Source organism: Paraburkholderia solisilvae (genome assembly GCF_902859875.1).
GTDB lineage: Bacteria > Pseudomonadota > Gammaproteobacteria > Burkholderiales > Burkholderiaceae > Paraburkholderia > Paraburkholderia solisilvae.
The window spans coordinates 17,731-43,441 of record NZ_CADIKF010000052.1 but is presented as its reverse complement, the minus strand read 5'-3'; the positions used below and the strand labels follow the sequence as shown (position 1 = coordinate 43,441).

The 25,711-nt window shown below is 65.0% G+C and carries 17 protein-coding genes; 11 read left to right on the top strand and 6 right to left on the bottom strand.

Annotated features, from left to right (window positions below; translation table 11 throughout):
- Positions 1 to 31: 31 nt before the first annotated feature.
- On the top strand, positions 32 to 2,839 hold the full coding sequence (locus tag HV675_RS25650) for an ATP-dependent Clp protease ATP-binding subunit (protein ID WP_175114257.1): 2,808 nt from the start codon (positions 32 to 34) through the stop codon (positions 2,837 to 2,839).
- Positions 2,840 to 3,010: 171 nt separating this feature from the next.
- On the opposite strand, the gene ampC is transcribed toward HV675_RS25650, so the two are convergent.
- Positions 3,011 to 4,243: a class C beta-lactamase gene (gene ampC, locus HV675_RS25645; RefSeq protein ID WP_175114256.1), complete on the bottom strand. Its 1,233-nt coding sequence runs from the start codon at positions 4,241 to 4,243 to the stop codon at positions 3,011 to 3,013.
- Between the two features lie 118 nt (positions 4,244 to 4,361).
- Here ampC and HV675_RS25640 point away from each other — a divergent pair, with 118 nt between their 5' ends.
- The gene (locus tag HV675_RS25640) at positions 4,362 to 5,255 is read left to right on the top strand and encodes a LysR family transcriptional regulator (protein ID WP_175114255.1); all 894 of its coding nucleotides are present in this window, start codon (positions 4,362 to 4,364) and stop codon (positions 5,253 to 5,255) included.
- Here HV675_RS25640 and HV675_RS25635 read toward each other — a convergent pair.
- Positions 5,213 to 6,085, bottom strand: a complete 873-nt coding sequence (locus tag HV675_RS25635; protein ID WP_175114269.1) for a hypothetical protein — start codon at positions 6,083 to 6,085, stop codon at positions 5,213 to 5,215. The genes HV675_RS25640 and HV675_RS25635 overlap by 43 nt on opposite strands.
- Before the next feature lie 283 nt (positions 6,086 to 6,368).
- Here HV675_RS25635 and HV675_RS25630 point away from each other — a divergent pair, with 283 nt between their 5' ends.
- On the top strand, positions 6,369 to 7,499 hold the full coding sequence (locus HV675_RS25630; RefSeq protein WP_175114254.1) for a DSD1 family PLP-dependent enzyme: 1,131 nt from the start codon (positions 6,369 to 6,371) through the stop codon (positions 7,497 to 7,499).
- Between the two features lie 185 nt (positions 7,500 to 7,684).
- Here the strand turns inward: HV675_RS25630 and HV675_RS25625 are convergent, their stop codons facing one another.
- Both HV675_RS25625 and HV675_RS25620 read right to left on the bottom strand, forming a co-directional pair.
- Positions 7,685 to 8,125, bottom strand: a complete 441-nt coding sequence (locus HV675_RS25625; protein WP_175114253.1) for a response regulator — start codon at positions 8,123 to 8,125, stop codon at positions 7,685 to 7,687.
- A 61-nt stretch (positions 8,126 to 8,186) separates the two neighbouring features.
- Positions 8,187 to 9,182, bottom strand: a complete 996-nt coding sequence (locus HV675_RS25620; protein ID WP_175114252.1) for a LysR substrate-binding domain-containing protein — start codon at positions 9,180 to 9,182, stop codon at positions 8,187 to 8,189.
- Between the two features lie 176 nt (positions 9,183 to 9,358).
- Between HV675_RS25620 and HV675_RS25615 the strand changes: the two genes are divergently transcribed.
- The 4 genes from HV675_RS25615 to HV675_RS25600 all read left to right on the top strand — a co-directional run bounded on the left by HV675_RS25615 (position 9,359) and on the right by HV675_RS25600 (position 17,159).
- The gene (locus tag HV675_RS25615) at positions 9,359 to 10,213 is read left to right on the top strand and encodes an aldolase/citrate lyase family protein (protein ID WP_246270534.1); all 855 of its coding nucleotides are present in this window, start codon (positions 9,359 to 9,361) and stop codon (positions 10,211 to 10,213) included.
- Positions 10,214 to 10,368: 155 nt separating this feature from the next.
- Positions 10,369 to 12,339, top strand: coding sequence for an L-lactate permease (locus HV675_RS25610; protein WP_175114251.1), 1,971 nt, complete (start codon positions 10,369 to 10,371; stop codon positions 12,337 to 12,339).
- A gap of 204 nt (positions 12,340 to 12,543) precedes the next feature.
- Positions 12,544 to 13,716: a CaiB/BaiF CoA transferase family protein gene (locus HV675_RS25605; RefSeq protein ID WP_175114250.1), complete on the top strand. Its 1,173-nt coding sequence runs from the start codon at positions 12,544 to 12,546 to the stop codon at positions 13,714 to 13,716.
- Positions 13,717 to 13,964: 248 nt separating this feature from the next.
- Entirely contained in the window at positions 13,965 to 17,159 is a 3,195-nt protein-coding gene (locus HV675_RS25600) for a bifunctional diguanylate cyclase/phosphodiesterase (protein WP_175114249.1), read from the top strand.
- A gap of 70 nt (positions 17,160 to 17,229) precedes the next feature.
- Here HV675_RS25600 and HV675_RS25595 read toward each other — a convergent pair whose 3' ends face one another.
- Together HV675_RS25595 and HV675_RS25590 are read right to left on the bottom strand one after the other, a co-directional pair.
- A complete protein-coding gene (locus tag HV675_RS25595) occupies positions 17,230 to 18,945 on the bottom strand; it encodes an acid phosphatase (RefSeq protein ID WP_175114248.1) in 1,716 nt (571 codons plus the stop codon).
- 144 nt (positions 18,946 to 19,089) lie between these two features.
- Entirely contained in the window at positions 19,090 to 20,235 is a 1,146-nt protein-coding gene (locus HV675_RS25590; RefSeq protein ID WP_175114247.1) for a Fic family protein, read from the bottom strand.
- A 594-nt stretch (positions 20,236 to 20,829) separates the two neighbouring features.
- On the opposite strand from HV675_RS25590, the gene HV675_RS25585 reads away from it, so the two are divergent.
- The 4 genes from HV675_RS25585 to yjfF all read left to right on the top strand — a co-directional run bounded on the left by HV675_RS25585 (position 20,830) and on the right by yjfF (position 25,508).
- The gene (locus tag HV675_RS25585) at positions 20,830 to 21,747 is read left to right on the top strand and encodes an ABC transporter substrate-binding protein (RefSeq protein WP_377700549.1); all 918 of its coding nucleotides are present in this window, start codon (positions 20,830 to 20,832) and stop codon (positions 21,745 to 21,747) included.
- A gap of 82 nt (positions 21,748 to 21,829) precedes the next feature.
- Entirely contained in the window at positions 21,830 to 23,344 is a 1,515-nt protein-coding gene (locus HV675_RS25580) for a sugar ABC transporter ATP-binding protein (RefSeq protein ID WP_175114245.1), read from the top strand.
- The gene (locus HV675_RS25575) at positions 23,341 to 24,387 is read left to right on the top strand and encodes an ABC transporter permease (protein WP_175114244.1); all 1,047 of its coding nucleotides are present in this window, start codon (positions 23,341 to 23,343) and stop codon (positions 24,385 to 24,387) included. The genes HV675_RS25580 and HV675_RS25575 overlap by 4 nt, the downstream gene beginning before the upstream one ends.
- Entirely contained in the window at positions 24,384 to 25,508 is a 1,125-nt protein-coding gene (gene yjfF / locus HV675_RS25570) for a galactofuranose ABC transporter, permease protein YjfF (RefSeq protein ID WP_175114243.1), read from the top strand. The genes HV675_RS25575 and yjfF overlap by 4 nt, the downstream gene beginning before the upstream one ends.
- The last annotated feature ends 203 nt before the right edge of the window (positions 25,509 to 25,711 follow it).

The following is a 25,711-nucleotide window of genomic DNA, read 5'->3' as shown; positions in this document are numbered from 1 at the left end:
CCTCACGCGAATCCTTCCACAGGGAGCTCATATGGCACGGCAAGTCTGTGACATCTGCGGCGTCAGGCCCGCGAGCGTACGGCTCGCGGTACTCCAGAGCGGGCGCAGGCGGATTCTCGATGTATGCGACTACCACTACGAGCAGCTTACGCGGCACCAGCGCACGCTGTCGCCGCTCGAGGCGCTGTTCCGCAACACGATGTCCGATCCGATCGGCGCACTCGACGACGTGACCATGTCCGCGCAGCCGGTGCCGCAGCGTGTCGAAGGCGCGGAAGCGGTGATCAATATCGAGCGGCATTTCAGCGATCTGGCCAAGGAAATGCTGCAGCGCGCCGCGGAACGCGCGGTGCAGTTCGGCCGCCGCGAAGTCGATACCGAACATCTGCTGTATGAACTCGCCGACAATGCGGTGATTATTTCGATTCTGAAAAGCCTGGGTATTGCGGCGACCGACGTGCGCGCGTATATCGACACGAACGCGCCGAAGCGCACCGATGTCGAACCGCCGCCGGACCATCAGATGGGCGTCACGCCCTGCCTGAAAAGCGCACTCGAGCGCGCATTTATCGCGTCGCGCGAGCTGGGCCACAGTTATGTCGGGCCCGAGCATCTGCTGATCGGCCTCGCGGAAGTGAACAATAGTTTCGCGAGCAATCTGTTCGTCAAATATGGGCTGGACACCCAGGCGCTGCGGCAGCAGACGCTCGCCGCGATCGGGCCGAGCCTGAAGCGCGAAACGGTGGTCGCGCCGTCGAACACGCCGCAACTCGACAAATACAGCCGCGATCTGACCGCGCTCGCGCGCGACGGCCGGCTCGATCCGGTGATCGGGCGGTCGGGCGAAATCGAAACGCTTGTCGAAGTGCTCGCGCGGCGCCGCAAGAACAATCCGGTGCTGATCGGCGAACCGGGCGTCGGCAAGACCGCGGTGGTCGAAGGCCTCGCGCAGCGGATGATGAATGGCGACGTGCCCGAATCGCTGCGCGACAAGCGGCTTGTCGAACTGAATGTGAACTCGCTGGTGGCGGGTGCGAAGTTTCGCGGCGAGTTCGAGGAGCGCGTCAAGCAACTGCTCGATGAGATTACCGCGAACCTCGGTTCGCTCGTGCTGTTCGTCGACGAAGTGCATACGATCGTCGGTGCGGGGCAGGGCGGCGGCGAAGGCGGCCTCGATATCGCGAACGTATTCAAGCCGGCGATGTCGCGCGGCGAACTGAATCTGATCGGCGCGACCACGCTCAACGAGTATCAGAAGTACATCGAAAAGGACGCGGCGCTCGAGCGGCGCTTCCAGCCGGTGCTCGTGCCCGAACCGAGCGTCGTGCAGACCATCAATATCCTGCGCGGGTTGCGCGACCGGCTCGAGGCGCATCATCGCGTGACGATTCAGGACGATGCGGTGGTCGGCGCGGCCGAACTGTCGGATCGCTATATCGCCGGGCGCTTTTTGCCGGACAAGGCCATCGATCTGATCGACCAGGCGGCCGCCCGCGTGCATCTGTCCGCTACATCGCGGCCCGCCGCGATTCTCGAACTCGAAGCGGAGATGGCGCAACTGCATCGCGAACAGGATTACGCGGCCTCGCGCAAGCAGTATGAACGCGCGCATGCGCTCGACGCCGAGATCGCGGAAAAGCAGCACGCGTTGAGCGAGGCGACCGATGCATGGAAGACCGGCATGGGCGCGAACACGTCGCACGTGACGGTCACGAATATCGCGGAGATTGTCGCGAAGCTGACCGGCATTCCGGTCGCGCAACTGACCACCGAGGAACGCGAGCGGCTGCTGAATATGGAAGAGCGGCTGCACGAGCGTGTGATCGGACAGGATCAGGCAGTGCAGGCGGTCAGCGACGCGGTGCGCCGCGCGCGTACCGGCTTGCAGGCGCGGCACCGGCCGACGGCGGTGTTTCTGTTCCTCGGGCCGACGGGTGTCGGCAAGACCGAGCTTGCGAAGGCGCTTGCCGAAGTGGTGTTCGGCGACGAAGAAGCGATGCTGCGCATCGATATGAGCGAGTATATGGAGCGGCATACGGTGTCGCGCCTGATCGGTTCGCCGCCCGGTTATGTCGGGCACGACGAAGGCGGTCAGTTGACCGAGCGCGTGCGGCGCCGTCCGTACAGCGTGATTCTGTTCGACGAGATCGAGAAAGCGCACTCCGATGTCTACAACGTGCTGCTGCAGGTATTCGACGATGGGCGGCTGACCGACGGCAAAGGGCGCGTGGTCGATTTCAGCAATACGCTGATTATCGCGACCAGCAATCTGGCCGCCGACGTGATCGGCGGCCAGATGCGCGCGGGCCCGGGCTTCCTGAGCGGAGATGCGGTGTCGACCGTGCAAAGCGGCGTGATGAATGTGTTGCGCCAGCACTTCCGTCCGGAGTTTCTGAACCGCATCGACGACATCATTCTGTTCAAGGCGTTGACGCGCGACGAGACGCAGCATGTGGTGCGCTTGCAGCTCGAGCAGGTGAAGCGTCTCGCGAAGAGCCAGGACATCGACCTCGAATTCGACGATTCGGTGATCGATTTTCTCGCGACCGAGGGCTATCGGCCCGAGTTCGGCGCGCGCGAGTTGCGGAGGCAGATCCGTCAGCGCATCGAGAATGAACTGGCGAAGGAAATGCTCAAGGGCGATATCGGCGAAGGCTCGCATATTCTGTGCACGTATGAGGCCGGTGCGCAGCGTGTGAAGTTCATGACGACGCAGTCGAAAGCGCAAGCGACCGCAGCGCAAACGGCTGCGAAGCCGCCGCAGCGGAAGCTGTCGCTCGAGCCGCTCGGTGGACGTCGCGACGACGCATCATCGCCGCCGGAGGCGGCGAACTCGTAGCCGCGATCTGATCGTGCCGTGCATGCCGATGCATGCACCGTGCACCGCATGCCAAACGGCCGGTTCGCGCGCTGCGCAGCCGGCCGTTTGTTTGAGTGCGCACACGGTGGCGATCAGCATCGATGGCGCGCAGCGACAAACCACCCTATCGCGTTTGCCGCCAGCGATCGATCATTCTCCGGCCGCGCCGTCGAGCGCCGCGAGAATCGCATATGCAGCGGCGACCCGGTCTGCAATCGGGAAATTCCGGTTAGCCAGAATGACGATGCCCATGCGCCTCTGCGGAACGAACGCGACGTAAGCGCCGAAGCCATTGGTCGAACCGGTCTTGTTGATCCACACGTTGCCCGTCGGCGGCAGTGGCGGCGCAATCGCCGTAACGGGCGTCGCGTCGAGCGCCATCGCCGGCCCATTGCCTTCCAGCAGCGGCTTCAAGGCGACCGGATACGGATATTGCTCCCAGATCAGGTCCTGTGTCATGGGTCCCGCGTTGAAATAGCCGGTGTGCGTGGCGGTAATCGCGCGCTGCCATTGCGGGTCGAGTTTCAGCAATTGCATATTGGCTTCAATGAAGCGCAGCATGTCGCTCGCCGTCGATTTGACGCCATACGCTTCGGACGCGAGCACGCCGCCCGTCATGCGAACCGGTTTGCCGTCCTTCGTATAGCCCTGCGCGTAATCGGCGGCACGCTCGACAGGAATGTCAATGAAGCTGTCGGTCATGCCGAGCGCGGGAAACAGGCGCTGTTCGATCAATGAATTGAAGTCCTGCCCGATGCTGTTCGCCGCGATCATGCCGAGCGTGCCGATGCCGGGGTTCGAGTAAGTCCGGTAGGTGCCCGGCGCATAGGTCGGACGCCATGCGTTGAAGTAACGCAGCAGCTGCGCGTTATCGTGAATCTCGTCGGGCACCTGTAACGGCAGTCCGCCGGGCGTATGCGTGCCGAGATTGAGCAGACTCACGTTGCCGAACGCGCTGCCGTTCAGCGCGGGCAGATAGTGGCCGACGCGCTCGCCGAGCGACAACCGGCCGTTTTCCTGCGCCCACGACGCGAGCGTCGCCGTAAAGGTCTTGCTCACCGATCCGAGTTCGAACAGCGTGTCGTGCGTCACGGGCCGATGTGTGCGAGTCGACGCAACGCCGAAGTCGAACACGGCCGGCTGGCCATTTACGATGATGCCGACCGCCACGCCGGGAATCTGGTCTTTCGCCATCATCGGGTGAATCGCCTGGTCGACCGCATGCCGCACGCGGTCTTGCGCCAGGCTGCCCGCATGGCCGATACCGGGCGTGCAGCAGAACCACAATGCGCCGAGCAGCGTGAAGGTGAAGGTCTGCCTTGCCGTCGCGAGCGGTGCATGAGCCGCAAGCTCAGCTAACTCACCACGCAACAACGAATTCATGATTTTCCGCCGCGTCACCATTGTGCCTCCTTGAAGAGCCGCCACTATCGCGTTTTCCCGACCCGCTGACAAACGATGATAAATTGGCCGTTGCCCCAGAAAATATGATGGCTCGACCATGCGACCGTATCTGCCTCTGAACGCGCTGCGCGCATTCGAATCGTCGGCCCGGCACCTGAGTTTCACGCGCGCCGCGCTGGAATTGAACGTCACGCAAGCGGCCGTCAGCCAGCAGGTCAGGGCGCTGGAAGAGCGGCTCGGCGCGACGCTCTTCAAGCGTCTGCCGCGCGGCCTCGCGATTACCGACGAAGGGCTCGCGCTGCGCCCGGTGCTCAGCGACGCGTTCGATCGCATCGAGGCGGTCTTGCGGCAGTTCGAAGGCGGGCACTTTCACGAAGTGCTGACCGTCGGGGCAGTCGGCACGTTTGCGCTCGGATGGCTGATGCCGCGCCTGAAGTCGTTTCATGACGCGCATCCGTTTATCGAGCTGCGCATGATGACGAACAACAATCTCGTCGATCTGGCCGGTGAAGGGCTCGACTTCGCGATCCGTTTCGGCGACGGCACGTGGCCGGGTTCGCGCGCGCTGAAGCTGTTCGACGCGCCGCTGTCGGTGCTGTGCGCGCCGGAGATTGCGCAGCGTCTGCGCGATCCCGCCGATCTTGCCGGCGAGAAGCTGTTGCGCTCCTATCGCGCCGACGACTGGGCGAACTGGTTCGGCGCCGCGGGGCTCGCGCCGCGTCCGGTGCGCGGCCCCGTGTTCGATTCATCGCGGCTGATGGTGGAAGCCGCGCTGCAAGGCGCGGGTGTTGCGCTCGCGCCGGCGTCCATGTTCGAACGCGATCTGGCGATGGGCCGCCTCGTGCGTCCGTTCGATATCGACGTGCACGCGGGCAGCTACTGGCTCACCTCGCAAAAAGCGAAACCGCCGACGCCGGCGATGCGCGCGTTCAGTCAGTGGATTATCAGTCAGAGCGCGCCGGCCAGCCAAAGCGCGACGTTGACCGAATAGCGATGGATGTCCGGCAGCGCGTGCGGCTCGGTCTGCATGCCGTTTCCCGGCGGTTCGGTCACAAAGCTCGGGCAGCCATGCCGCGTGTCCCAGTTGTAGTCGGCAAAGTGGTGAAAAGTGCTCTGCGCGATGCCGGGGCCGCCTTGCGTCGACGGTTCGAACGCAACGGCCAGATTGAAGCTCGTGCCGGTGACCTTGCTCTTGCCGCGTGCGATGACGCGAGCGGGTTCGTCCGCCGGTGCGCCGACCGCGCCTTCGTGCGGATGCGCGGGCAAAAACCGGATCGTGCCGGTCGGAGAATCCGGGTTCGTCAGCACCGGGTGCGTGGGGCCGACAATCGTGACGTCCTGAAAGTCGCCATTGGCGCCCGAGTGAAAATTCGGCCACGAGATATAGGTGGTGTACGGGTCGTCGACCACGCGCCTGGATTCGTCGGGGTCGAGGTTGCGCGTATGGAAGTGGTGCGCCTTGCCCACGCCGCCGAGCGTGCACAACGAACTGCCGAGGTCCATATGATCGCGCGTCACAAGCAGGCCGCGGCCCGCTTGCCGGAAGCGCGTGATGCCTGCGCAGTCTTCGGGCGTGAGGCCGTTTCCTTCATCGACGGCGAATAGCCACAGCTGATCGAAGCCGCTTTCGTCGAGACGGGAAAGCACCGAATCCGGCTCGCCGTGCGGATCGCGGTCGCGCGCGACGACCTCGAATATCAACTGCCCGTCATCGTTTCGATGTGTGCGCAACAATTCGGTCAACTGGCTGAAGCGGTCAATCGACCAGTCGTTGCCGGCGGTGGGGATGGTCGTTTGAAGCAGTATCTTGATGGTATGCACAATGGTCACCTGGTCGCGTCGATCAATCGCGCGGCGCATGAAGCCGCCCGCGCGGACGGGTACCAAAATTAGCTAAATGCATGGAATTGTCAAATGGTCATGTGTAAATGCACACACCTATGCGTGCGTGCGGACTGCTTGGGCGTGGTGCGGCGAACAGGTGAACCCCGTGCGCGCCGGCTGTCCGGGCCGCCGTCTGGACGGCGGCCGGAACGCTGCGTTCGCCAGTTCCATGCCGTATAGTTGCGCGGTTTATGCGCTACCCAGACGAAAGAGTCCGCTGATGAGCCTCGACACCCTGACCACCCCGGCCGCCCTCGTTGACGTGAACCGGATGAACCGGAACATCGCGCGAATGCAGCAACGGCTCGATGCGCTCGGCGTGCGCTTCAGGCCGCATGTGAAAACGACCAAGTGCGAGCCGATCGTTCGTGCGCAGATTGCCGCCGGCGCGCAAGGCATCACCGTGTCGACATTGAAAGAAGCCGAGCAGTTCTTCGAGAAGGGCATCGGCGATATCGTCTACGCGGTCGGCATGGCGCCGGGCAAACTTCAGCAGGCGCTGGCGTTGCGGCGTCGTGGCTGCGATCTGAAAATCATCGTCGACAATCTCCGGTGCGCCGAAGCGATTGCCGCGTTCGGACGCGAACATCATGAGGCATTCGAGGTGTGGATAGAACTCGATGTCGATGGTCATCGTTCCGGTATCGCGCCTGAAGACGATTTGCTGATCGCCGTCGGGCGCGCGCTGGCCGATGGCGGTATGACGCTCGGCGGCGTGCTCGCTCACGCGGGTTCCAGCTACGAATACGACACGCACGAAGCGCTAGTCCGTATCGCCGAACAGGAGCGTGCCGGCACGGTACGCGGTGCGCAGCGGCTGCGCGCGGCTGGCTTGCGCTGTCCGGTCGTCAGTATCGGGTCGACGCCGACCGCGCTGTGCGCCGAACACCTCGAGGGTGTCACCGAAGTTCGGGCGGGCGTCTATGTGATGTTCGATCTCGTGATGCACAACGTCGGCGTGTGCGAAACATCGGATATCGCGCTAAGCGTGTTGACCACCGTGATCGGTCATCAGGAAGAGAAGGGTTGGGCGATTGTCGACGCCGGCTGGATGGCGATGAGCCGCGACCGCGGCACGCAGCGTCAGAAGCGTGACTTCGGGTATGGGCTCGTGTGCAACGAAGCGGGCGACGTATTGGGCGACTACCTGATGAGCAGCGCGAATCAGGAGCATGGAATCGTTTCGCGAACCGGCGCGCCCGATAAAAACATTGCCGGCCGCTTTCCGGTCGGCACGCGGCTGCGCATTCTGCCGAATCATGCTTGTGCGACCGGCGCTCAGCATCCCGAATATCAGGCGCTGACTGAAAAAGGCACGCTCGAGTCATGGCCGCGATTCTACGGCTGGTGACGCAGGCCGGCGAGCGAGTGCGCTTTGGCGCCGCACCAGAGGCTACCCAGCGCGAGGCAAAGCAACAGGCAACCGGAGGCCGCCTCGGCTGTCGCCTGAAAGGCGCGCATAGGCACGACGCGCGGCGCTTCATGCTATTGGATTTCCCTATGCCCATCGGATCGATTTCAAACCGGAGATCGGCGCTAAGGACAATCTTCACCCGTACCTAGCACCTGCCGCAGTGCTTGCATGCTGACGGGTTTTGTCAGCAGTGCGTCGCACCAGTTCACGTCCGCACCGCGCAAAGGCGCGGCATCGGTGGTCATCGCGATCATGCAGGTGTATTCAAACGCCGCATCGGTGACTGGGCGCCGGCAGAACACCTCGCCTGTCGCGCCGAGCGAAGCGACGTCGATGAATGCGACGTCGAAATGAATCGAGCGCAGCAAGGAGATGGCCGTATCGCCATCGTAGGCGACCTGAATGGTGTGGCCGAGGCGCAATGCCGCCTCGGCGAGTGCGTCGGCGCTCTTGACGTGACTGTCGGCAATCAGGACTTGCAGGGGAGCAGGCATTCGAGACGTGCCGCGACTTGCGGTTCCATGTCGATTGATTGTCGGGTACGCAGCGAATTGCGTGCCCATATCGTCATGTGTCGTGTCGGCGCAGTGGATATGACACGACAGTGTAACGATGCGGCCGCCGTCAATCCAGCACAAGCGCGCTGCCCGCCGGGCCGCCGGTCCCGGCGAGCGTCGCTTGATCGGGCGCAGGCCGCAACGTGATGCCGGTCCACTTGCCATGCGCATGCAACTCGCGAATCAGTTCGACGATCGCTTTGCGTACCGCGAGCGCCGCTGCGCTGATCGGCACCGCGTGCGACCAGCAGACACTGACCGGCCGCGTCATCGCCGGCTGCACGATCTTGCGCATCACCGGCCGCGCGGCCGGTTCGCGTTGCGCGAGCGCGGACGCCGGCAGGATCGTGCATGCGGAGCCCTCCGTGGCGATCGCGACGAGTGTCGGCAGCGAGTCGATATCCGCGACGATATTGAGCTCGACCTCGGCGCGCTGAAACGTGCGCTCGATCACGAGCCGCAAGCCGTTCGCGGCGCTCGGCGCAACGATCGGCACGTTCGCGAGCGCGGCCAGCGGGCAAGTCGTATTCGACTTGCGCAGCGCCAGCCCGGCATGACCGAACACGTAAAGCTCCTCGTCGAACACCGGAATGACGGAAATGCCGCGCGTTTCCGAGTCGCGAAAAAGCAGCGCGAGATCGAGCCGTCCGTTCGGCAGCATCTCGCTGATCGAGCCGCTCATACCTTCGACAATCTGCAGCCGGATGCCGGGAAAACGCTTGCGGATGCGCTCGAAAAGCGGCAATGCGAGCACCACCGCAACAGTGGTCGGCAGGCCGACCGCGACCGAGCCGGCTTCGCTGCCGCTGTCCTCGCGCACGTCGTTGCGGATCTGTTCCATTTGCCGCAGCACGACGCGCGCATGCCGGTAGAGCGCGCTGCCTGCGGTGGTCGGCGCGACGCCTTGCGCGCTGCGTATCAGCAACTTCGTTTTCAGTTCGCTTTCGAGTCCGGCCATCTGCTGGCTGAGCGACGGCTGCGCGACGAACAGCCGTTCCGCCGCTTTCGAAAAGCTGCCGGCGTCGATGATGGCGACGAAGTATTTGAGCTGCCGGATGTCCATGGTCGGCTCCGCGAACGGGCTACGGTCGCGTCGCGCGCGGTTTATCTGCGCGCCGCGTGTCGGTTAGCTCCATAGGATAAACCTATACCCCGTATTTCGCAGCCGTATTTCCCGTCCGCCGCGCGCAGCGACTACATTGACGCTATCAGCAAGCCACTTGCACTAACGTCAACGTCATGTCTTTCAACCCCACGGTTCCCGATATCTCCCGTCAGGCGCGGATGCGTAGCTGGTTGTTCACGCCGGCGACGCGACCCGAACGCTTCGCCAATGCAACGAAGAGTGGTGTCGACATTCTGATCGTCGATCTCGAAGATGGGGTTCAGCCGGACCTGAAAGCCGCCGCGCGCAATCAGGTTCGCGAGCTGCTGGATGCGCCGGAAGATCGCGCGTTGCCGCCGCTCGCGGTGCGCATCAATTCGCCGCGCACGCGCTGGGGACTCGATGATGTGCTGATGTTGCTCGACGCCGCGCGCGCGCCGCATTTCATTGTGCTTCCAAAGATCGAAGCGGCCGATCAGGTCGCTCATGTCGCCGCGCTGCTCGACGAAGCGGGCAAGCGGAGCGCGCTCGTGCCGATGATCGAATCGGCGCGCGGCCTCGATGCGGCCGTTGCGATCGCGCACGCGCATGCGAGCGTCGCCGCGCTGATGTTCGGTGCGGCCGACTTTGCATCGGACGTCAACGCGCAGCCGCATTCGCTGGCGCTCCAGCTGGCGCGTTGCCGGATGGCGAGCGCGAGCGCGCAGGCAGGCGTGCCGGCGCTCGATGCACCGTGCTTTGCACTGAACGACGCGGCTATCTTGCAGGACGATCTGGAATTCGCGAACGCCAATGGCTTTGTCGGCAAGACTGCGATTCATCCGTCGCACGTCGCGCCGATCAACGCGGCGTTCACGCCGTCCGCGCAACGCGTCGCATGGGCGACGCGTGTGATCGATGCGTGCAACGCGGGCGCGGCGGTGGTCGACGGCCGGATGGTCGATGAAGCGATCGCGCGCGAAGCGCGCCGCGTGCTCGCGATGCAGTGAGCGACCGGCCGCACGGGCGCCGCGCGACGCGCATCGCGCGCGGACCCTGCGCATCACGGCCTGTGCCGATGTTGAACCGCTGACGCGTGCCTCGCGTCGATATCGACAAAGAAGGCAATAAAAAACGCTCATCACCGAGCGAAGGAGACAAATTGATGTACACACAGATCTTCGATCCCGTCGCGCATTCGATTGCCGCGTCCGCGGGGTTTGCGGTGCTGCCGCTGCTCACACTGTTCCTGCTGCTCGGCGTGCTGCGCATGGCGGCGCGCTGGGCCGCGCTGGCGTCGCTGATCGTCTCGATCGCCGTTGCGCTGTTCGTCTACGAGATGCCGGCCGGCACGACGATCAGCGGCGCCGCCGAAGGGGCCGCAATCGGTTTCTTTCCGATTATCTGGATCGGCATCAATGCAATCTGGCTTTTCAAGCTGACACAGCAAAGCGGCCATGCCGACGTATTGCGCCGCTCGCTCGCGCGCGTGAGCGCGGATCAGCGCGTGCAGGCGGTGCTGATCGCGTTCTGTTTCGGCGCGCTGCTGGAAGCGCTCGCGGGCGGCGGTGCGCCGGTTGCGATCTGCGCGGTGCTGCTGATCTCGATCGGCGTCGAGCCGATCAAGGCCGCAGCGGTATGCCTGATTGCCGACACGAGTCCGGTCGCATTCGGCGCGCTCGGTTTGCCGATTACGGTGCTCGCGAAAATCACCGGCTTGCCTGTGCATCAGATCAGCGTGATGGTAGGCCGTCAGGCGCCGCTGCTCGCGCTGTTTATTCCGTTGATTCTCGTGTTTATCGTCGATGGCCGGCGCGGCCTCAAGGAGGTGTGGCCGCTCGCAGCAGTCGCGGGTGTGAGCTTCGCGTCAGCGCAGTTCGCCGGTTCGATGCTGTTGCCGGTCGAACTGGTCGACATTGTCGCCGCGTTGATCTGCGCTGCGATATCGATCGCGTTTTTGCAGGCGTGGTCGCCGCGCGTGTTGCGTGCGGAGCTGGGCGCGCGACCGAGCACGACGCAACTGGGCACGCAATCGAGCGACCCGCAGTCGGATCGTTCAGGCGATGCGGGTAGCCGGTACGGCGCGCGACACGGTGCGGCGGCCGCCGGCGAGGCGCACGCGGGCGCGCTCTCGGCGACGGCGCACGGCGGCGGCGCAGTGCTCGCGATGCCGATGTCTGGCGCGCAGGCGCACTTTCCGCCGGGACAGGACCACATCCAGGCTCAGACCGACAAGCCGCGCGGCGCGGCGGCGTCCGCATCTGGCGGTCTCGCATCGTCGAACGGCAACGCGGGTGCGCCATCACGAGCCACCTCGAAATCGCAACAGCAGTCGCAACCACTAGAGCATCACCAAGTTCACCAACAAGTTCACCAACAAGCGCAACCGCACGACTCCACAGCCGAAATACTGCGCGCACTCGCCCCTTACGCCGCGGTGATTCTGGTCGTCGCGGCAACGCAAATCGGCTGGCTCGGTCATCTGCTCGGGCGCTTTACGTCGACGTTCCCGTGGCCGTTCCTGCATGTCGTCGATCCGGCCGGCAAGGCGGTCTCGGCAACCAGCGCGAAATTCGAATGGATTCTGTCGGCGGGCTCGATCGTGCTGATCGCCGGATTGATCGCGGTGCCGATCCTGAGACTGCGCGCGTCGGTGGCCGCGCGCGTCTATCTGCAGAACCTGCACGAATTGCGCTGGGCGATTTTCACCGTGTGCTGCGTGGTCGGTGTCGCGTATGTGATGAACCTGTCCGGCCAGATCGTTACGCTCGGCATCTGGGCCGCCGATGCGGGCACGGCGTTCGCGCCGGTGTCGCCGGTGCTCGGCTGGTTCGCGACCGCGCTGACCGGCTCCGACACCTCCGCGAATGCGCTGTTCGGCATGCTGCAGTACACGACCGCGCACCATACGGGGCTCTCGGACATTCTGCTGACGGCGGCCAACACGACGGGCGGCGTGGTCGGCAAGGCGATTTCGCCGCAGAACCTCGCGGTCGGCGCGGTGGCGGTCGGCATGATGGGCCGTGAAGGCGTGCTGTTCAGGCGCGTCGCCGGCTGGACCGTGCTGATGATCGCCGCATTGAGCCTGCTGGTCTGGCTGCAGTCGACTCCGCTGCTCGGCTGGATGGTGCCGTAGCCCGGATGAGCGCACCGACTGACTGTGATGATCGACTGCGGCGACTGACCGCGCCGATCGACACGCCGATTGACGCGCTGATTGACGCGCCGATCGATCGACGGCGCCCGTCGTTGACCGCGCCGCGCCGCGCCGCACGTCGCACACCGCAAACCACACATCGCGCAATCGCATAACGAACTGGACTGAAAAGGACGCCCGACAATGAACCACCCACTCGACGACATCACCGTGGTCTCGCTCGAACAGGCGATTGCCGCGCCGCTTGCGAGCCGCCATCTGGCGGATTGGGGTGCGCGTGTGATCAAGATCGAACGGCCGGCAGTCGGCGATTTCGCGCGCAACTACGATACCGCGATGGACGGGCTGTCGAGCCAGTTCGTCTGGACCAATCGCTCGAAGGAAAGCCTTGCGCTCGACATCAAGGCGCCAGACGCGCGCGACACGCTCGACACGCTGCTCGCGCAAGCCGATGTGTTTATCCAGAATCTCGCGCCAGGCGCGGCCGCGCGTCTCGGGCTCGATGCGAAGTCGCTGGTCGCGCGTTTTCCGCGGCTCATCGCGTGCGACATCTCGGGTTACGGCTCGGGCGGTCCCTACAGCGACAAGAAGGCGTACGACCTGCTGGTGCAATGCGAAACCGGCTTTCTGTCGATCAACGGCACGCCGGAAACGCCGTCGAAATGCGGTCTCGCGATCGCGGACATCGCCACCGGCATGTATGCGCTGAACGGCATCCTGATGGGCTTGCATCAGCGCGCGCGTACCGGCCGGGGCTACGCGTTCGAAGTGTCGCTGTTCGATGCGCTCACCGAGTGGATGAGCTACCCCGCGTATTACACGCGCGGCCGCGGCGAACCGGTGCCGCGCAGCGGCGCGCGTCATGCGACGATCGCGCCGTACGGGCCGTTTCCGGCCGGCGACGGCAAGACTGTCTTTTTCGGCATCCAGAACGAACGCGAGTGGCACAGTTTCTGTGAAGTCGTGCTCGGCGATGCGTCGATTGCAGCCGATCCGCGTTACGTGACCAACCCGTTGCGTGTCGCCAATCGCGAGGTGCTCGAGCAGACCATCGGGCAGCGCTTCGCCGCGTGGACGAGCGACGAAGTGCTCGCCCGACTCGATCGCGCGGCGATCGCAAACGGGCGCATGAACGACGTCGGCGCACTGCTCGATCATCCGCAGTTGCATGCGCGCAATCGCTATCGCAGCGTCGCAACGGAACGCGGTGCGCGCGACATGTTTCTGCCGCCGGTCACGATCGCGGGTGTCGAGCCGGTAATGGGACCGGTGCCCGCGGTCGGCGAGCATACGGCCGCGATACTCGAGGAACTCGAAGCGAGACGCGCGTCGCCGCTCGATGCTGAAAAGACCTGAAACAGGCGCCTGAGGCGCGGACTCAGGTGTGGACTCCACGCGCGGACCTCAAGCACCACTGCGTGGCAGCAAACGTTTTTGCATGCGCCGCTTTGGCGCGCACGCGCACCGTTCCAGGGAATATCGAAAACACGATTAATGTGCGCATATCATGCGCCGATAGGTAGATTCACCTAGGCTTTCGTTTTCGCGGAATACGTGAAGCAACAAGGTGTTGTCCACTCCATCGGCGCAAGGGTCCGCACTTCATGAAACGCAATCTCTTCTTTCGTCTGCTCGCGCGCCTGCGTGTCGGCCGGAAGCTGCTGTTGATCTATCTGCTTGACCTGAGCGCGGTTCTTTATATCAGCGGCATTCTGATTCACGAGAAGTACATCGCGATCGACTTTTCGAACAAGGAGATCGTCGGCAACGTCTATCTGCGCACCGTGCGCGACGCGCTGGTCGAGGTGGCGCAAGCGGGCGCGGGCGCGCGTCCGCCCGAGCAGACGCTGCAGCAGACCGCGCTCGCGCTGCACGACGCCGAGACGCGCTACGGCGCGGCGATGCAAAGCGCGCAGCTCAACCAGCGCGTGCGCGACGCGCTCGTCGCGCTGTCGCACGATGCGGGGCCGCGCGCTGCCGGCGTGAACGAGGCGCTCCTGGCATGCCGCGAACTCGTCACGCGCATCGGCAACCAGTCGAATCTGATCCTCGATCCCGATCTCGACAGCTATTACTCGATGTCGTTGTCGATTCTCCGCTATCCGGCGCTGCTCGACAGGGTGAACCAGATCGGCAGCGATCTGCGCGACGACCGGCGGCCTGCCGCCGCCGATCTGCTGCGCACCCGCTATCTGGTGCATGAGGGCCAGCTGGACGCGGTGCTGCAGGGGCTGCGCACCGACTTCGCGGAAGCCGTCGCGGCCAACCACGAACTCGACCGCGCGCTCGGTCCGTCGATCCAGCAGATGAACCGCTCGATCGAAGACTATCGGCGCGCGGCACGCGCGATCGTCGACAGCGGCGGCGCCGATACGGCCCGCTTCGCGGCCGCGGATGCCGCGCAGCAGCGCGTGGTGACGGACGTCGACGAAACCTGGCGCAAGACCGGCATCGAGCTCGACCGGCTGCTGCATGAACGGGTGCGCGCGCTGTTCGCGCGCATGTGGCTGCATCTGGGCACCGCGCTCTTCCTGTTGTGCGGCATCCTGACCATGGTGTACACGGTCGCGCTGCAGATTTCGCGGCCGTTGCGGCAGCTCGCGCGCGTGATGGACACCGTGCGCCGCACCGGCGACCATTCGCTGCGCGCGCGCTGGCACAGCCAGGACGAGATCGGTGTGCTGGTGAGCGGCTTCAACGAAATGCTCGAACAGCTCGATCGCGAACGCGACGTGCAGAAAGAGCTGGCCGCGACTGCACGCGCATCGGCGGCGCAGCATGCGCTCGTCGAAGCGACGCCGGTGCCGATGGTCGTGACCGCGGTGCCGGGCCATGAGGTGCTGCACGCGAACCGGCCGGCGCTCTACTGGCTGAACGGCTGCGCGATCGACCCGTGGGCGCGCGGCCTCGATTCGGGCACGCGCGCGCGCTTTTTCCAGCAGCTGTCCGATCGCGAAGCAGTAGACGAATTCGAGGTGCACTGGAAGGCGACTGACGAATCGACGTGGGCGATGCTATCGGCGCGGCGCCTGAGCTTCCAGGGCCAGGACGCGATTCTGACCGCGTTCACGCCGATCAACCAGATCAAGCTGATGGAGCAGCGGCTCGAACTGTGGGCGCGCGTATTCGAGGCATCGTCCGAGGCGATCCTGATTCTCGATGACGGCTACCGGCTGCTGACCGCGAACGCGGCGTTCTACCGGACCACCGGCTACCGGTCCGACGACGTAGTGGGCCGCGCGCCCGGTTTTATCGTCGACGGCTTGCCGGACGAGGGCGGCTTCGCGGCGGTGGCGCGCAGGGTCGATCGCGCGAGCACGTGGAACGGTGAAGCGCAGGTGCGCCGCCGGCATGGCGGCGACTATCCGGCGTGGCTGATGGTGAGCGTGGTGCGCGACCCGAAAGCGCATGTCACGCATTACATCTGCACGCTGATCGACATCAGCGATCGCAAGAAGAGCGAGGCGCGCATCCAGTTTCTCGCCGAACACGACTTCCTCACCGAGCTGCCCAATCGCGCGCTCTTCAAGAAGCGTCTGGCGGTCGCGCTCGATACCGCGAAGCGCACCGGGCGGCGCCTCGCCGTGCTGTTTATCGACCTCGACCGCTTCAAGGACATCAACGATTCGCTCGGTCATCATATCGGCGACGGGCTGCTGCGCTCGGTTGCCGCGCGCCTCGTGCGTTCGGTGCGGCACGACGATACTGTGAGCCGCCTCGGCGGCGACGAGTTCACCGTGATCCTGAACGGCGCGCAGAGCGCGGCCGACGTCGCGCGCACGATCGAGGAGCGGATGATTCCGCTCGTCGGCGAGACGCACGATGTGAGCGGTATCGCGATTCAGGTGTCGTGCAGCGTCGGCATCGCGATGTACCCGGAAGACGGACACGATATCGATACGCTGATGCAGAACGCGGACCTCGCGATGTATCAGGCGAAGGCCGCGGGACGCAATCTCGCGAAGTTCTTCTCGCCGGACATGATCGAGCATAGCCGGATGCGGCTCGCGCTCGAAGCGTGTCTGCGCACCGCGATCGAGCGCGACGAGTTGTGGCTCGCGTACCAGCCGCGCGTCGATACGACCAGCGGCGAGGTGGTGGCGGTCGAGGCGCTGCTGCGCTGGGACAGCGGCGAGCTTGGCCGCATGTCGCCGGCGCAGTTCATTCCGCTGGCCGAAGAGACGCGCCTGATCGTGCCGATCGGCGCGTGGGTGATCGATGAAGCGTGCCGGCAGCTCGCGAGCTGGCGCGACGGCGCGCTTGCCGGTCTGACGCTGTCGATCAACCTGTCGACGGTGCAACTGCGCGAGGATGCGATTGTCGACACGCTGAAGGCGAGCCTCGCGAGGCACCGCGTCGCGCCGGAGCGTCTCGAGCTTGAAATCACCGAATCGGTGCTGCTCGACGGCGCGCAGCGCAATATCGCGACGATCGGCGCGCTACGCGCGCTCGGCGTGCGCATCTCGCTCGACGACTTCGGCACCGGCTATTCGAGCCTCAGCTATCTGAACCGCTTCCCGCTCGACCGGCTGAAGATCGACCGCACCTTTGTGCACAACAAGCTCGACAAGCCGACCGATCTCGCGATCGTCGAGGCGATCGTCAGGCTGGGGCACATGCTCGGTTTGCGCGTGGTCGCCGAAGGTGTCGAAAACGAACGCGAGGCGAATCTGCTGCGCAGCATCGGCTGCGATGAACTGCAAGGATTCTGGATCGCGCGGCCGTTGTCGCCGGTGCAGCTCGACGACTGGATGCGCGAGCAGCGCAACGAACGCAGCCCGCGCAGCGTCGAGGCGTAGCGGTAGCGGCGCGGGCCGCAAATGGGCCTGCGCCGCGCTCGCGAGTGACGACAGCCAGATGTGGCGTCAGTTACGCGAGATCGAGCGCACCGGTCAGATCGCCGAGCGGCGCAAGACCGTTCTGCGCGAATGCGCGGTCGCGCGCGGCCACGCCCGGCAGCGGCTCGAGTCCGTGCACGCGGCTGATGAAGCGCAGGATCGAGTTCGTATCGTAGACCGTGTGATCGACGTAGCCTTTCTTGGCGAGCGGCGACACGACGAGCGCCGGAATGCGCGAGCCGGGGCCCCAGCGGTCGCCTTTGGGCGGCGCGACCGGATCCCACCAGCCGCCGTTTTCATCGACGGTGACGATCACCACCGTATTGCGCCACTGCGGGCTGCGCTGCAGATGGTCGATCACCGCCGCGATATGGCGGTCGCCGGATTCGACGTCCGCGTAGCCCGCGTGCATATTCAGATTGCCCTGCGGCTTGTAGAACGTGACCGGCGGCAGCCGTCCCGCGTCGATATCCGCGAGCAGCCGGTTGGTCGCCGCGTCGTCGCCGACGCCCGCGTCGCGCAGATGCCGCGTGCGCGCCGCGGTGCCGGGCGCGTAGTTCGCGAAGTAGTTGAACGGCTGATGGTGATACTGGAAGTCGGGCACCGAGCCGGTGTCCTGATGTTCGATCGCGTATTGCCACGCGCCCGCATACCACGCCCATTCGACATCACGGTCGGTCAGCCGGTCGCCGATCGTCGCGTAGCGTTGCGGCGGCAGCACCTTCGGGTCGGCCGGGTTCGCGAACAGCGCGTTGCCGTCCAGCGCGGGTCGCACGAAGCTCGGCTGGTACGGCGGCGCCATCGTGTTGACCGCATAGCCGTCGGGCGTGAAAAGGCCGTCGCGTTCGTACTTCGGCGGCCCGTCGAGCGCGGACGCGGGTGACTTCGCCGACATCTTCAGCCGCGTGCCGAGCGGATCGTCGCCTTCGAGGATCGACGTCAGATTTTTGGCGGGGCTGTTCTGAATGTCCGGCACGAGCGGCGCCTGCGCGGAAATCAGGAAGATATGGTTCAGCCACGAGCCGCCGAAGGCCGCCATAAAAAAGTTGTCGCACAGCGTGTATTGCTGCGCGAGGCCCCAGATTTTCAGCGTCGTCGGCGAGTTGCGGTAGTGGCCCATCACGAGTCCGCCCGAATCGCCCCACGCGGCGAACTGGTTGTTGCGTCCGCCGTTGATCTGCATCTGGTTCTGATAGAAGCGATGCACGAGGTCGCGCGTGATCACGCCATTGGGCAGCGGCGCGCCTTGCGCGTCGGTCAGGTGAAACGGCTGGTTGCGCAGGTTCGTGATCTCGCGTTCGCTGATCGCATAGCGCTTGCCGTCGACCGTTTGCGCCTGCGGCACGAGGCCGCCCCAGATCGCGGGCAGCCGCGGCAGCGGCGTGATGCCGTCGCGGTCGAACTGCACGTAGGCTTCCGGACGCACCGCGTCGAGCGGCTGCTGCAGGCCCGGGAAGTTGCCGTACAGGTTCGCGAAGCTGCGGTTTTCCGCATAGATCACGACGATGTTCTTCACCTGGTCGTGCAACGCGGCGTCGAGCCGCAGGTCGGCGGCGCTCTTTGCGGTGGTGCTCGTGGATGTCTGGGCGGACGTCTGGCAGCCGGCCAGCACCAGTCCCGCGCCGACCGCGGCGATGCCGGTCAGCACACGGCGGCGTTCGGGGTCATCGGGCTGATCGGCGCCGGCGGTCGGATCGGCGTCGGTGGCGTCGGTGCCGGCGAGGCGGTGCGGATCGTGGTCGTTCATGGGCATTTCTCCTGGGCGCTGCGATAGCGAGGTAAGCGAGAAGGGGCAATGCGGAATGCTCGATCCGCATACTCGCACCGTTTGCGACCGGCGCGAAGCGGAAAAAACGAACCGGCTGTGTGAAATTGCGCGGGCCCGTGCGTGTCACGCGATCGTCACGTCCGGCGTTACGGGTGCGGCCACGAGCTCGTACGCGGTGCTGCGCCCGCCGCCGTCCATGCGCCGCAAGACGCCGGCCGCCATCAGCTCGTTGATGTCGCGCAGCGCCGTGTCCGGCGAGCACTTTGCGATGGCCGCCCATTTGCTGCTCGTCAGTTTGCCGTCGAAGCCGTCGAGCAGCCGGTTGAGCAGTTTCGACTGCCGCTCGTTGAGCGGCGTGCCGGCCATGCGCTGCCAGAAGCGCGATTTCGCGAGCACCGCGTCGAGCGTCTGGAGGGCGGCCTCGAGAGCGCGCCGCAGATTGTCGAGGAACCACGCGAGCCATGTCGTGACGTCCGACAGGCCGCGTTGCGTGCGCTCGAGAATCTCGTAGTAGCCGCGCCTTTCGCGCTGGATCTGCGCGGACAGGCTATAGAAGCGCTGGCCGCTATGGTCGATCTGCGCGAGCAGCATGTCGCCGACGGCGCGCGCGATGCGGCCGTTGCCGTCGTCGAACGGATGCAGCGTGACGAGCCATAAGTGCGCGAGGCCCGCCTTGATGACCGGGTGGTGGTCGTCGTTGTCGTTGACCCAGTCGAGCAGGCGCGCCATCTCCGCTTCGAGCCGCTGTGCGGGCGGCGCTTCGAAGTGCACGCGTTGCCGGCCGATCGCGCCGGAGACGACCTGCATCGGGCCGCGCGCGTCGTCGCGATACGCGCCGACGCGGATTGGCGCGAGGCCGCTGTAGCCGGTGGGGAAGAGCGCGGCATGCCAGCCGAGCAGGCGCTCGCGCGTGAGCGACGCGTTGCAATGCAAGGTTGCGTCGAGCACCATCTCGACCACCCCTTCGACGTGGCGGTCGACCGGCGCGAGGGCGCCGATATCGACGCCGAGCCGGCGCGCGATGGACGAGCGCACCGAACGCGGGTCGAGCGCTTCGCCTTCGATTTCGCTGGTCTTGAGTACATCCGCGGTGAGCGCGTTGAGGTTCGCTTCGCCGCGCTGCACGAGGCCGGCGTCGTACATGCGGCCGAGCAGCAGCCCTTGCGCGCCGGTTACGGCCGCAAGCGGCGCCGCCAGCGACGCAAGGTCGTACTGCCATTGCGGCCAGCCGGGCTCCGACCAGATGTAGGGGTAATCTCCGCTTTCCATGCGGAGATTGTGCCGGGTAATCTCCGCAAAGGCAAACCGTTCGCCGCAGGTTTTGCGGAGATTATGCTGCGATTCGCCGCACGCGGGTATCGCGCGCGCGAATGTATGCGGCGATTCCGCTGGTTGATCATCGAATACGCGTAAATAGTAGGACTATATCGGATGCATATTCGGACCCCAACGGTCCCGCAAATGCGCGCCGGAGGTTTTGCGGCGACTCCCGAATATTGGACTTGGCGCGGGCTATGCAGGCGGGATCGCGGTGTCGCACGGGGCTGGCATGGCTCGGGAAAATACTAATCACCGCCGCATCAGTGCATAGATATAGTTTGGCTATTAACGAACCGGGGCGACTCACGTTCAGTGTCACGTGCGGGGGGAGTCGCAGCGAGCCGGCTCGGCGTTAATACGTTTCCCGTTGTGCTGCTTGATCGATGTGCAGTGTTGTGAAAGGTGGCGTCGGCATTCGCCGTCGCGTGCCCGTAAGGACGCTCGCCTGCGGTAACCGGCGCCAGAACAAACGATATAAATCGGAGACAGGAAATGAATCACACGAGACGCCTGACACTCGGCGCGCTGATCGGCTCGGCCCTGATGTTCGCGGCCGCGATCAATGGTCATGCGGAAGACAAGAAGATCACGCTCGGTTTCGCGCAGGTCGGCGCCGAAAGCGCGTGGCGTACCGCGAATACCGTATCGGTCAAGCAGGCTGCGAAGGACGCCGGCATCAACCTGAAGTTTTCCGACGCGCAGCAGAAGCAGGAAAACCAGATCAAGGCGATCCGCTCGTATATCGCGCAAAAGGTGGACGTGATCGCGTTTTCGCCGGTGGTGGAATCGGGCTGGGAGCCGGTGCTGACCGAAGCGAAAAACGCGAAGATTCCGGTGATCCTGACCGACCGCAATATCGACGTGAAGGACAAATCGCTGTACGTGACGATGATCGGTTCGGACTTCCTCGAAGAAGGCCGCCGCGGCGGTCGCTGGCTCGAAGAGCGCTACAAGAACGATAAAGGCCCGATCAATATCGTCGAACTGCAGGGCACGGTCGGCTCGGCGCCCGCCAACGATCGTCACGCCGGTCTGATGGAAGTGATCAAGAACGATCCGAAGTTCAAGATCATCGCGTCGCAAAGCGGCGACTTCACGCTCGCCGGCGGCAAGCAGGTGATGGAAGCCTTCGCGAAGACCTACGGCAAGCAGATCAACGTGGTCTACGCGCATAACGACGATATGGCGCTCGGCGCGATTCAGGCGATGGAAGAAGCCGGCCTGAAGCCGGGCACGGACATCAGCGTCGTGTCGTTCGATGCGACCAAGGGCGGCTTCGAAGCGATGGTCGCGGGCAAGATCAATGTCGACGTCGAATGCAGTCCGCTGCTCGGACCGCAGCTGATGCAGGCCACCAAAGACCTCGTCGCGGGCAAGCAGTTGCCCAAGCGCATCGTGACCGAAGAAACGGTGTTCCCGATGAGCGTTGCCGCGCAGATCCTGCCGCAGCGCAAGTACTGAGCACACGTGGAGTAAACGGGTCCGGCGCCGGCGCGGTATGCGCGGCGCCTGACTTTTTTCGGGCTTTCCTTTCGCGACGCTCATGAGCGACTCTCCCATTCTCGAAACCATCGGCGTCAGCAAGTCGTTCCCGGGTGTCAACGCGTTGCAGCGCGTCGACTTCCGCCTGTTCCCGGGCGAAATTCACACGCTGATGGGGCAAAACGGCGCGGGCAAGTCGACCCTCATCAATGTGCTGACCGGCGTGCACGCGCACGACGCCGGCGAGATCCGCCTCGCGGGCGAGCCGGTGCAGTTCGCCGCGCCGCTCGAAGCCGAAGCCGCCGGCATTCGCACGCTGTACCAGGAAGTGAATCTCTGTCCGAACCTGTCGGTCGCGGAAAACATCTTCGCGGGTCGGCACCTGAAACGGCGCGGCACGATCGACTGGAAGTCGATTCACCGGCGCGCCGAAGCGGCGCTTGCCGAGCTGAACGTGTCGCTCGACGTCACGCGGTCGCTCGACGCTTATCCGATCGCGGTCCAGCAGATGGTTGCGATCGCGCGTGCGGTGTCGGTGGATGCGCGCGTGCTGATTCTCGACGAACCGACCTCGAGCCTCGACGACGGCGAAGTCGCGCGGCTCTTCGACGTGCTGCGCAAGCTCAAGCAGTCGGGCATCGGCATTCTGTTCGTCACACACTTTCTCGAGCAGACCTACGCGGTGTCGGACCGCATCACGGTGATGCGCAACGGCGAGCGCGAGGGCGAATATCTGGCGAAGGACCTGCCGGTCGATCAGCTGGTGGCGAAGATGGTCGGCCACGCGCGCATGTCCGAGCGCCTGAAGCAGGCGGCGAGCGAGCCGCCGAAGCCGGCTTCCGAAGCGCCGCCGCTGTTCGAAATGCGCGGCGTCGGCCGGCGCGGCCTGCTGAACCCGATCGATATCGACGTGCGGCCCGGACAGATTCTCGGTCTCGCGGGCCTGCTCGGCTCGGGCCGCACCGAAACCGCGAAGCTGCTGTTCGGCGCGGAAAAGTCCGACGAAGGTACGCTGTTCGCCGGCAAAAAACGCGTGAAGATGCGCTCGCCGCACGACGCGGTGCGGCACGGCATCGGCTATTGCCCGGAGGATCGCAAGAAGGAAGGCATCGTCGCGGATCTGTCGATTCGCGAGAACATCGTATTCGCGCTGCAGGCGCGGCGCGGCTGGTGGCGTGCGATCAGCCGCGCGAAACAGCGCGAGATGGCCGACGAATATATCAAGCTGCTCGGCATCAAGGCGCGCGACGCGGAGCAGCCGATCGGCTTGCTGTCCGGCGGCAATCAGCAGAAGGTGCTGCTCGCGCGCTGGCTCGCGACCGAGCCGAAGATGCTGATTCTCGACGAACCGACGCGCGGTATCGACGTGGCCGCGAAGTTCGAAATCATGGATCGCGTGCTGGCGTTGTGCGCGAAAGGGCTGGGCATGCTGTTCATCTCGTCTGAAGTGAGCGAAGTGGTGCGCGTGAGCCATCGCATCGCCGTGCTGCGCGACCGGCGCAAAGTCGCGGAGATCGCGGGCAACGCGGTGTCGGAAGATCAGGTGTATCAGCTGATTGCGGGGAGCGACCAATGAAGGCGATCAAAGCCGCATTCCAGCACGCGCTGGCGTGGCCGGTGCTCACGCTCGTTTTGCTGATCGTGCTCGACGTCGCGCATCGCGCCAGCTTTCTGTCGATCTCGACGTTTGAAGGACACCTGTTCGGCGCGCCGATCGACATCCTGAACCGGGCGGCGCCGCTCGTGATCGTCTCGCTCGGCATGACGCTCGTGATCGCGACGCGCGGCATCGATATTTCGGTCGGCGCGGTCGTTGCGATTGCCGGCGCCACGGCGGCGACGCTGCTGGCCGCCGATCCGACGCACGTAACGCAGGCGGTGGCCGCCGCGCTCGCGGTCGGGCTGATCGCCGGCGCGTGGAACGGCGTGCTGGTCGCGTTTGTCGGCATGCAGCCGATCATCGCCACGCTGATCCTGATGGTGGCCGGCCGCGGCGTTGCGCAGCTGCTGACGGACGGGCAGATCATCCCGATCGGCGCGCCCGATTACCTCGTGCTCGGCGGCGGCTTTTTCGCACGGATGCCGTGCGCGGTGTGGATCGCGATGGCGGTCACGGTGGCCACCGCGCTGCTGATGAGCCGCACCGCGCTCGGGCTCTTCATTCGTGCGATCGGCGTGAATCCGGTGGCGACGCGCCTCGTCGGCCTGCGCTCGAGCGCGATCGTGTTCGCGGTCTATGTGTTCTCCGGGCTGATGGCCGCGGTGGCCGGCGTGCTGATGAGCTCGAACGTGCGCAGCGCCGACGGCAACAACGCGGGCCTGCTGCTCGAACTCGACGCGATTCTCGCGGTGACGCTCGGCGGCACGTCGCTCAACGGCGGACGCTTCAGCCTCGCGGGCACGGTGCTCGGCGCATTGATCATTCAAACGCTCACCTATACGACCTACTCGATCGGCGTGCCGCCGGAGGCCACGCTGGTGGTGAAGGCGATCGTCGTGCTGCTGGTCAGCGTGATTCAATCGGAGCGGGCGCGCGCGCTGCTCGTCAAGCAACTGAAGCGCGCGTTTTCGTTCGCGCAGGCAAAGCCTGCGGGCGACGTGACGGAGGCCGCCAAATGACAGACCCCACCCAGCAAGCCGCGTCCCGCACGAAGTTCATTACGCGCCTCGCCGATCCGCGCACGCTGCCGATCGTCGTCACGATCGCGCTGTTTTGCGTGCTGTTCGGCTTCGGCTCGGTGATGTACACCGGTTTCTTCTCGCTGCAGGTGCTGCTCGGCCTGCTCGTCGACAATTCGTTCCTGCTGATCGTCGCACTCGGCATGACCTTCGTGATCGTGTCGGGCGGCATCGACCTGTCAGTCGGTTCGGTCGTCGCGCTGACTACCGTGCTGTGCTCGGTGGCCGCGCAATGGTGGCACTGGCCGATCTGGGCGATCGTGCCGCTCGTGCTGATCATGGGCACGCTGTTCGGCGCCGCGATGGGCGCGGTGATCCACTTCTTCAAGCTGCAGCCGTTCATCATCACGCTGGCCGGCATGTTCCTCGCGCGCGGCGCGTGCTTTTTGATCACCACGCAGTCGATCACGATCAACGAACGCACGTTTCACGCGGTCGCGTCGTTCAGCGTGCCGATCGGCGGCGGCAGCCTCAATTCGGGCGCGCTGATCGGCATCGTCGCGCTGCTCGCGGCGATCTATATCGCGCATTTCACGCGGTGCGGCCGCAATGTCTATGCGATCGGCGGCAATGAGCGCTCCGCGTTGCTGATGGGCCTGCCGGTCGCGCGCACGAAGATCGGCGTGTATGCGTTGAGCGGTTTCTGCTCGGCGCTCGGCGGTGTCGTGTTCACGCTGTATCTGCTGTCCGGCTACGGGCTCGCGGCGCAAGGGATGGAACTCGACGCGATCGCCGCGACGGTGATCGGCGGTACGCTGCTGACCGGCGGCGTCGGCTATGTGTTCGGCTCGCTCTTTGGCGTCGGCATTCTCGGCACGATCCAGACGCTGATCACGTTCGACGGCACGCTCAGTTCGTGGTGGACCCGCATCGTGATCGGTGCGTTGCTGTGCGTGTTCTGTTTGCTGCAACGGGTGATCGAGCGGCATGCGGCGAGCCGCAAGTCGAACGGCACGGGGCTGCATGCGAGCACGAAGAAAGCGCACGACGACGAGCGCGCACCGCAGACCGACGCGAAGGACAAGCCGGGGCTCGCCGCGATGATCACGCGGCGTACGTAATGCGGGACGCGCGGGACGTGAGCGACGTGCGGGATGGGAGCGGATGTTTGCGCGTTCGTGCTTCTCGCTTCGAATTCGCGGCCGGCTGATGGGCAGAGCGGGGCGTGGCGCAAGCTTTGGCAGCAAGAAACTCGCGGCAAGAAACTGGCGGCAAGAATCGGGCAGCAACAAACGGGCAGCTAAGTCTCGCTACGGTCGATAAA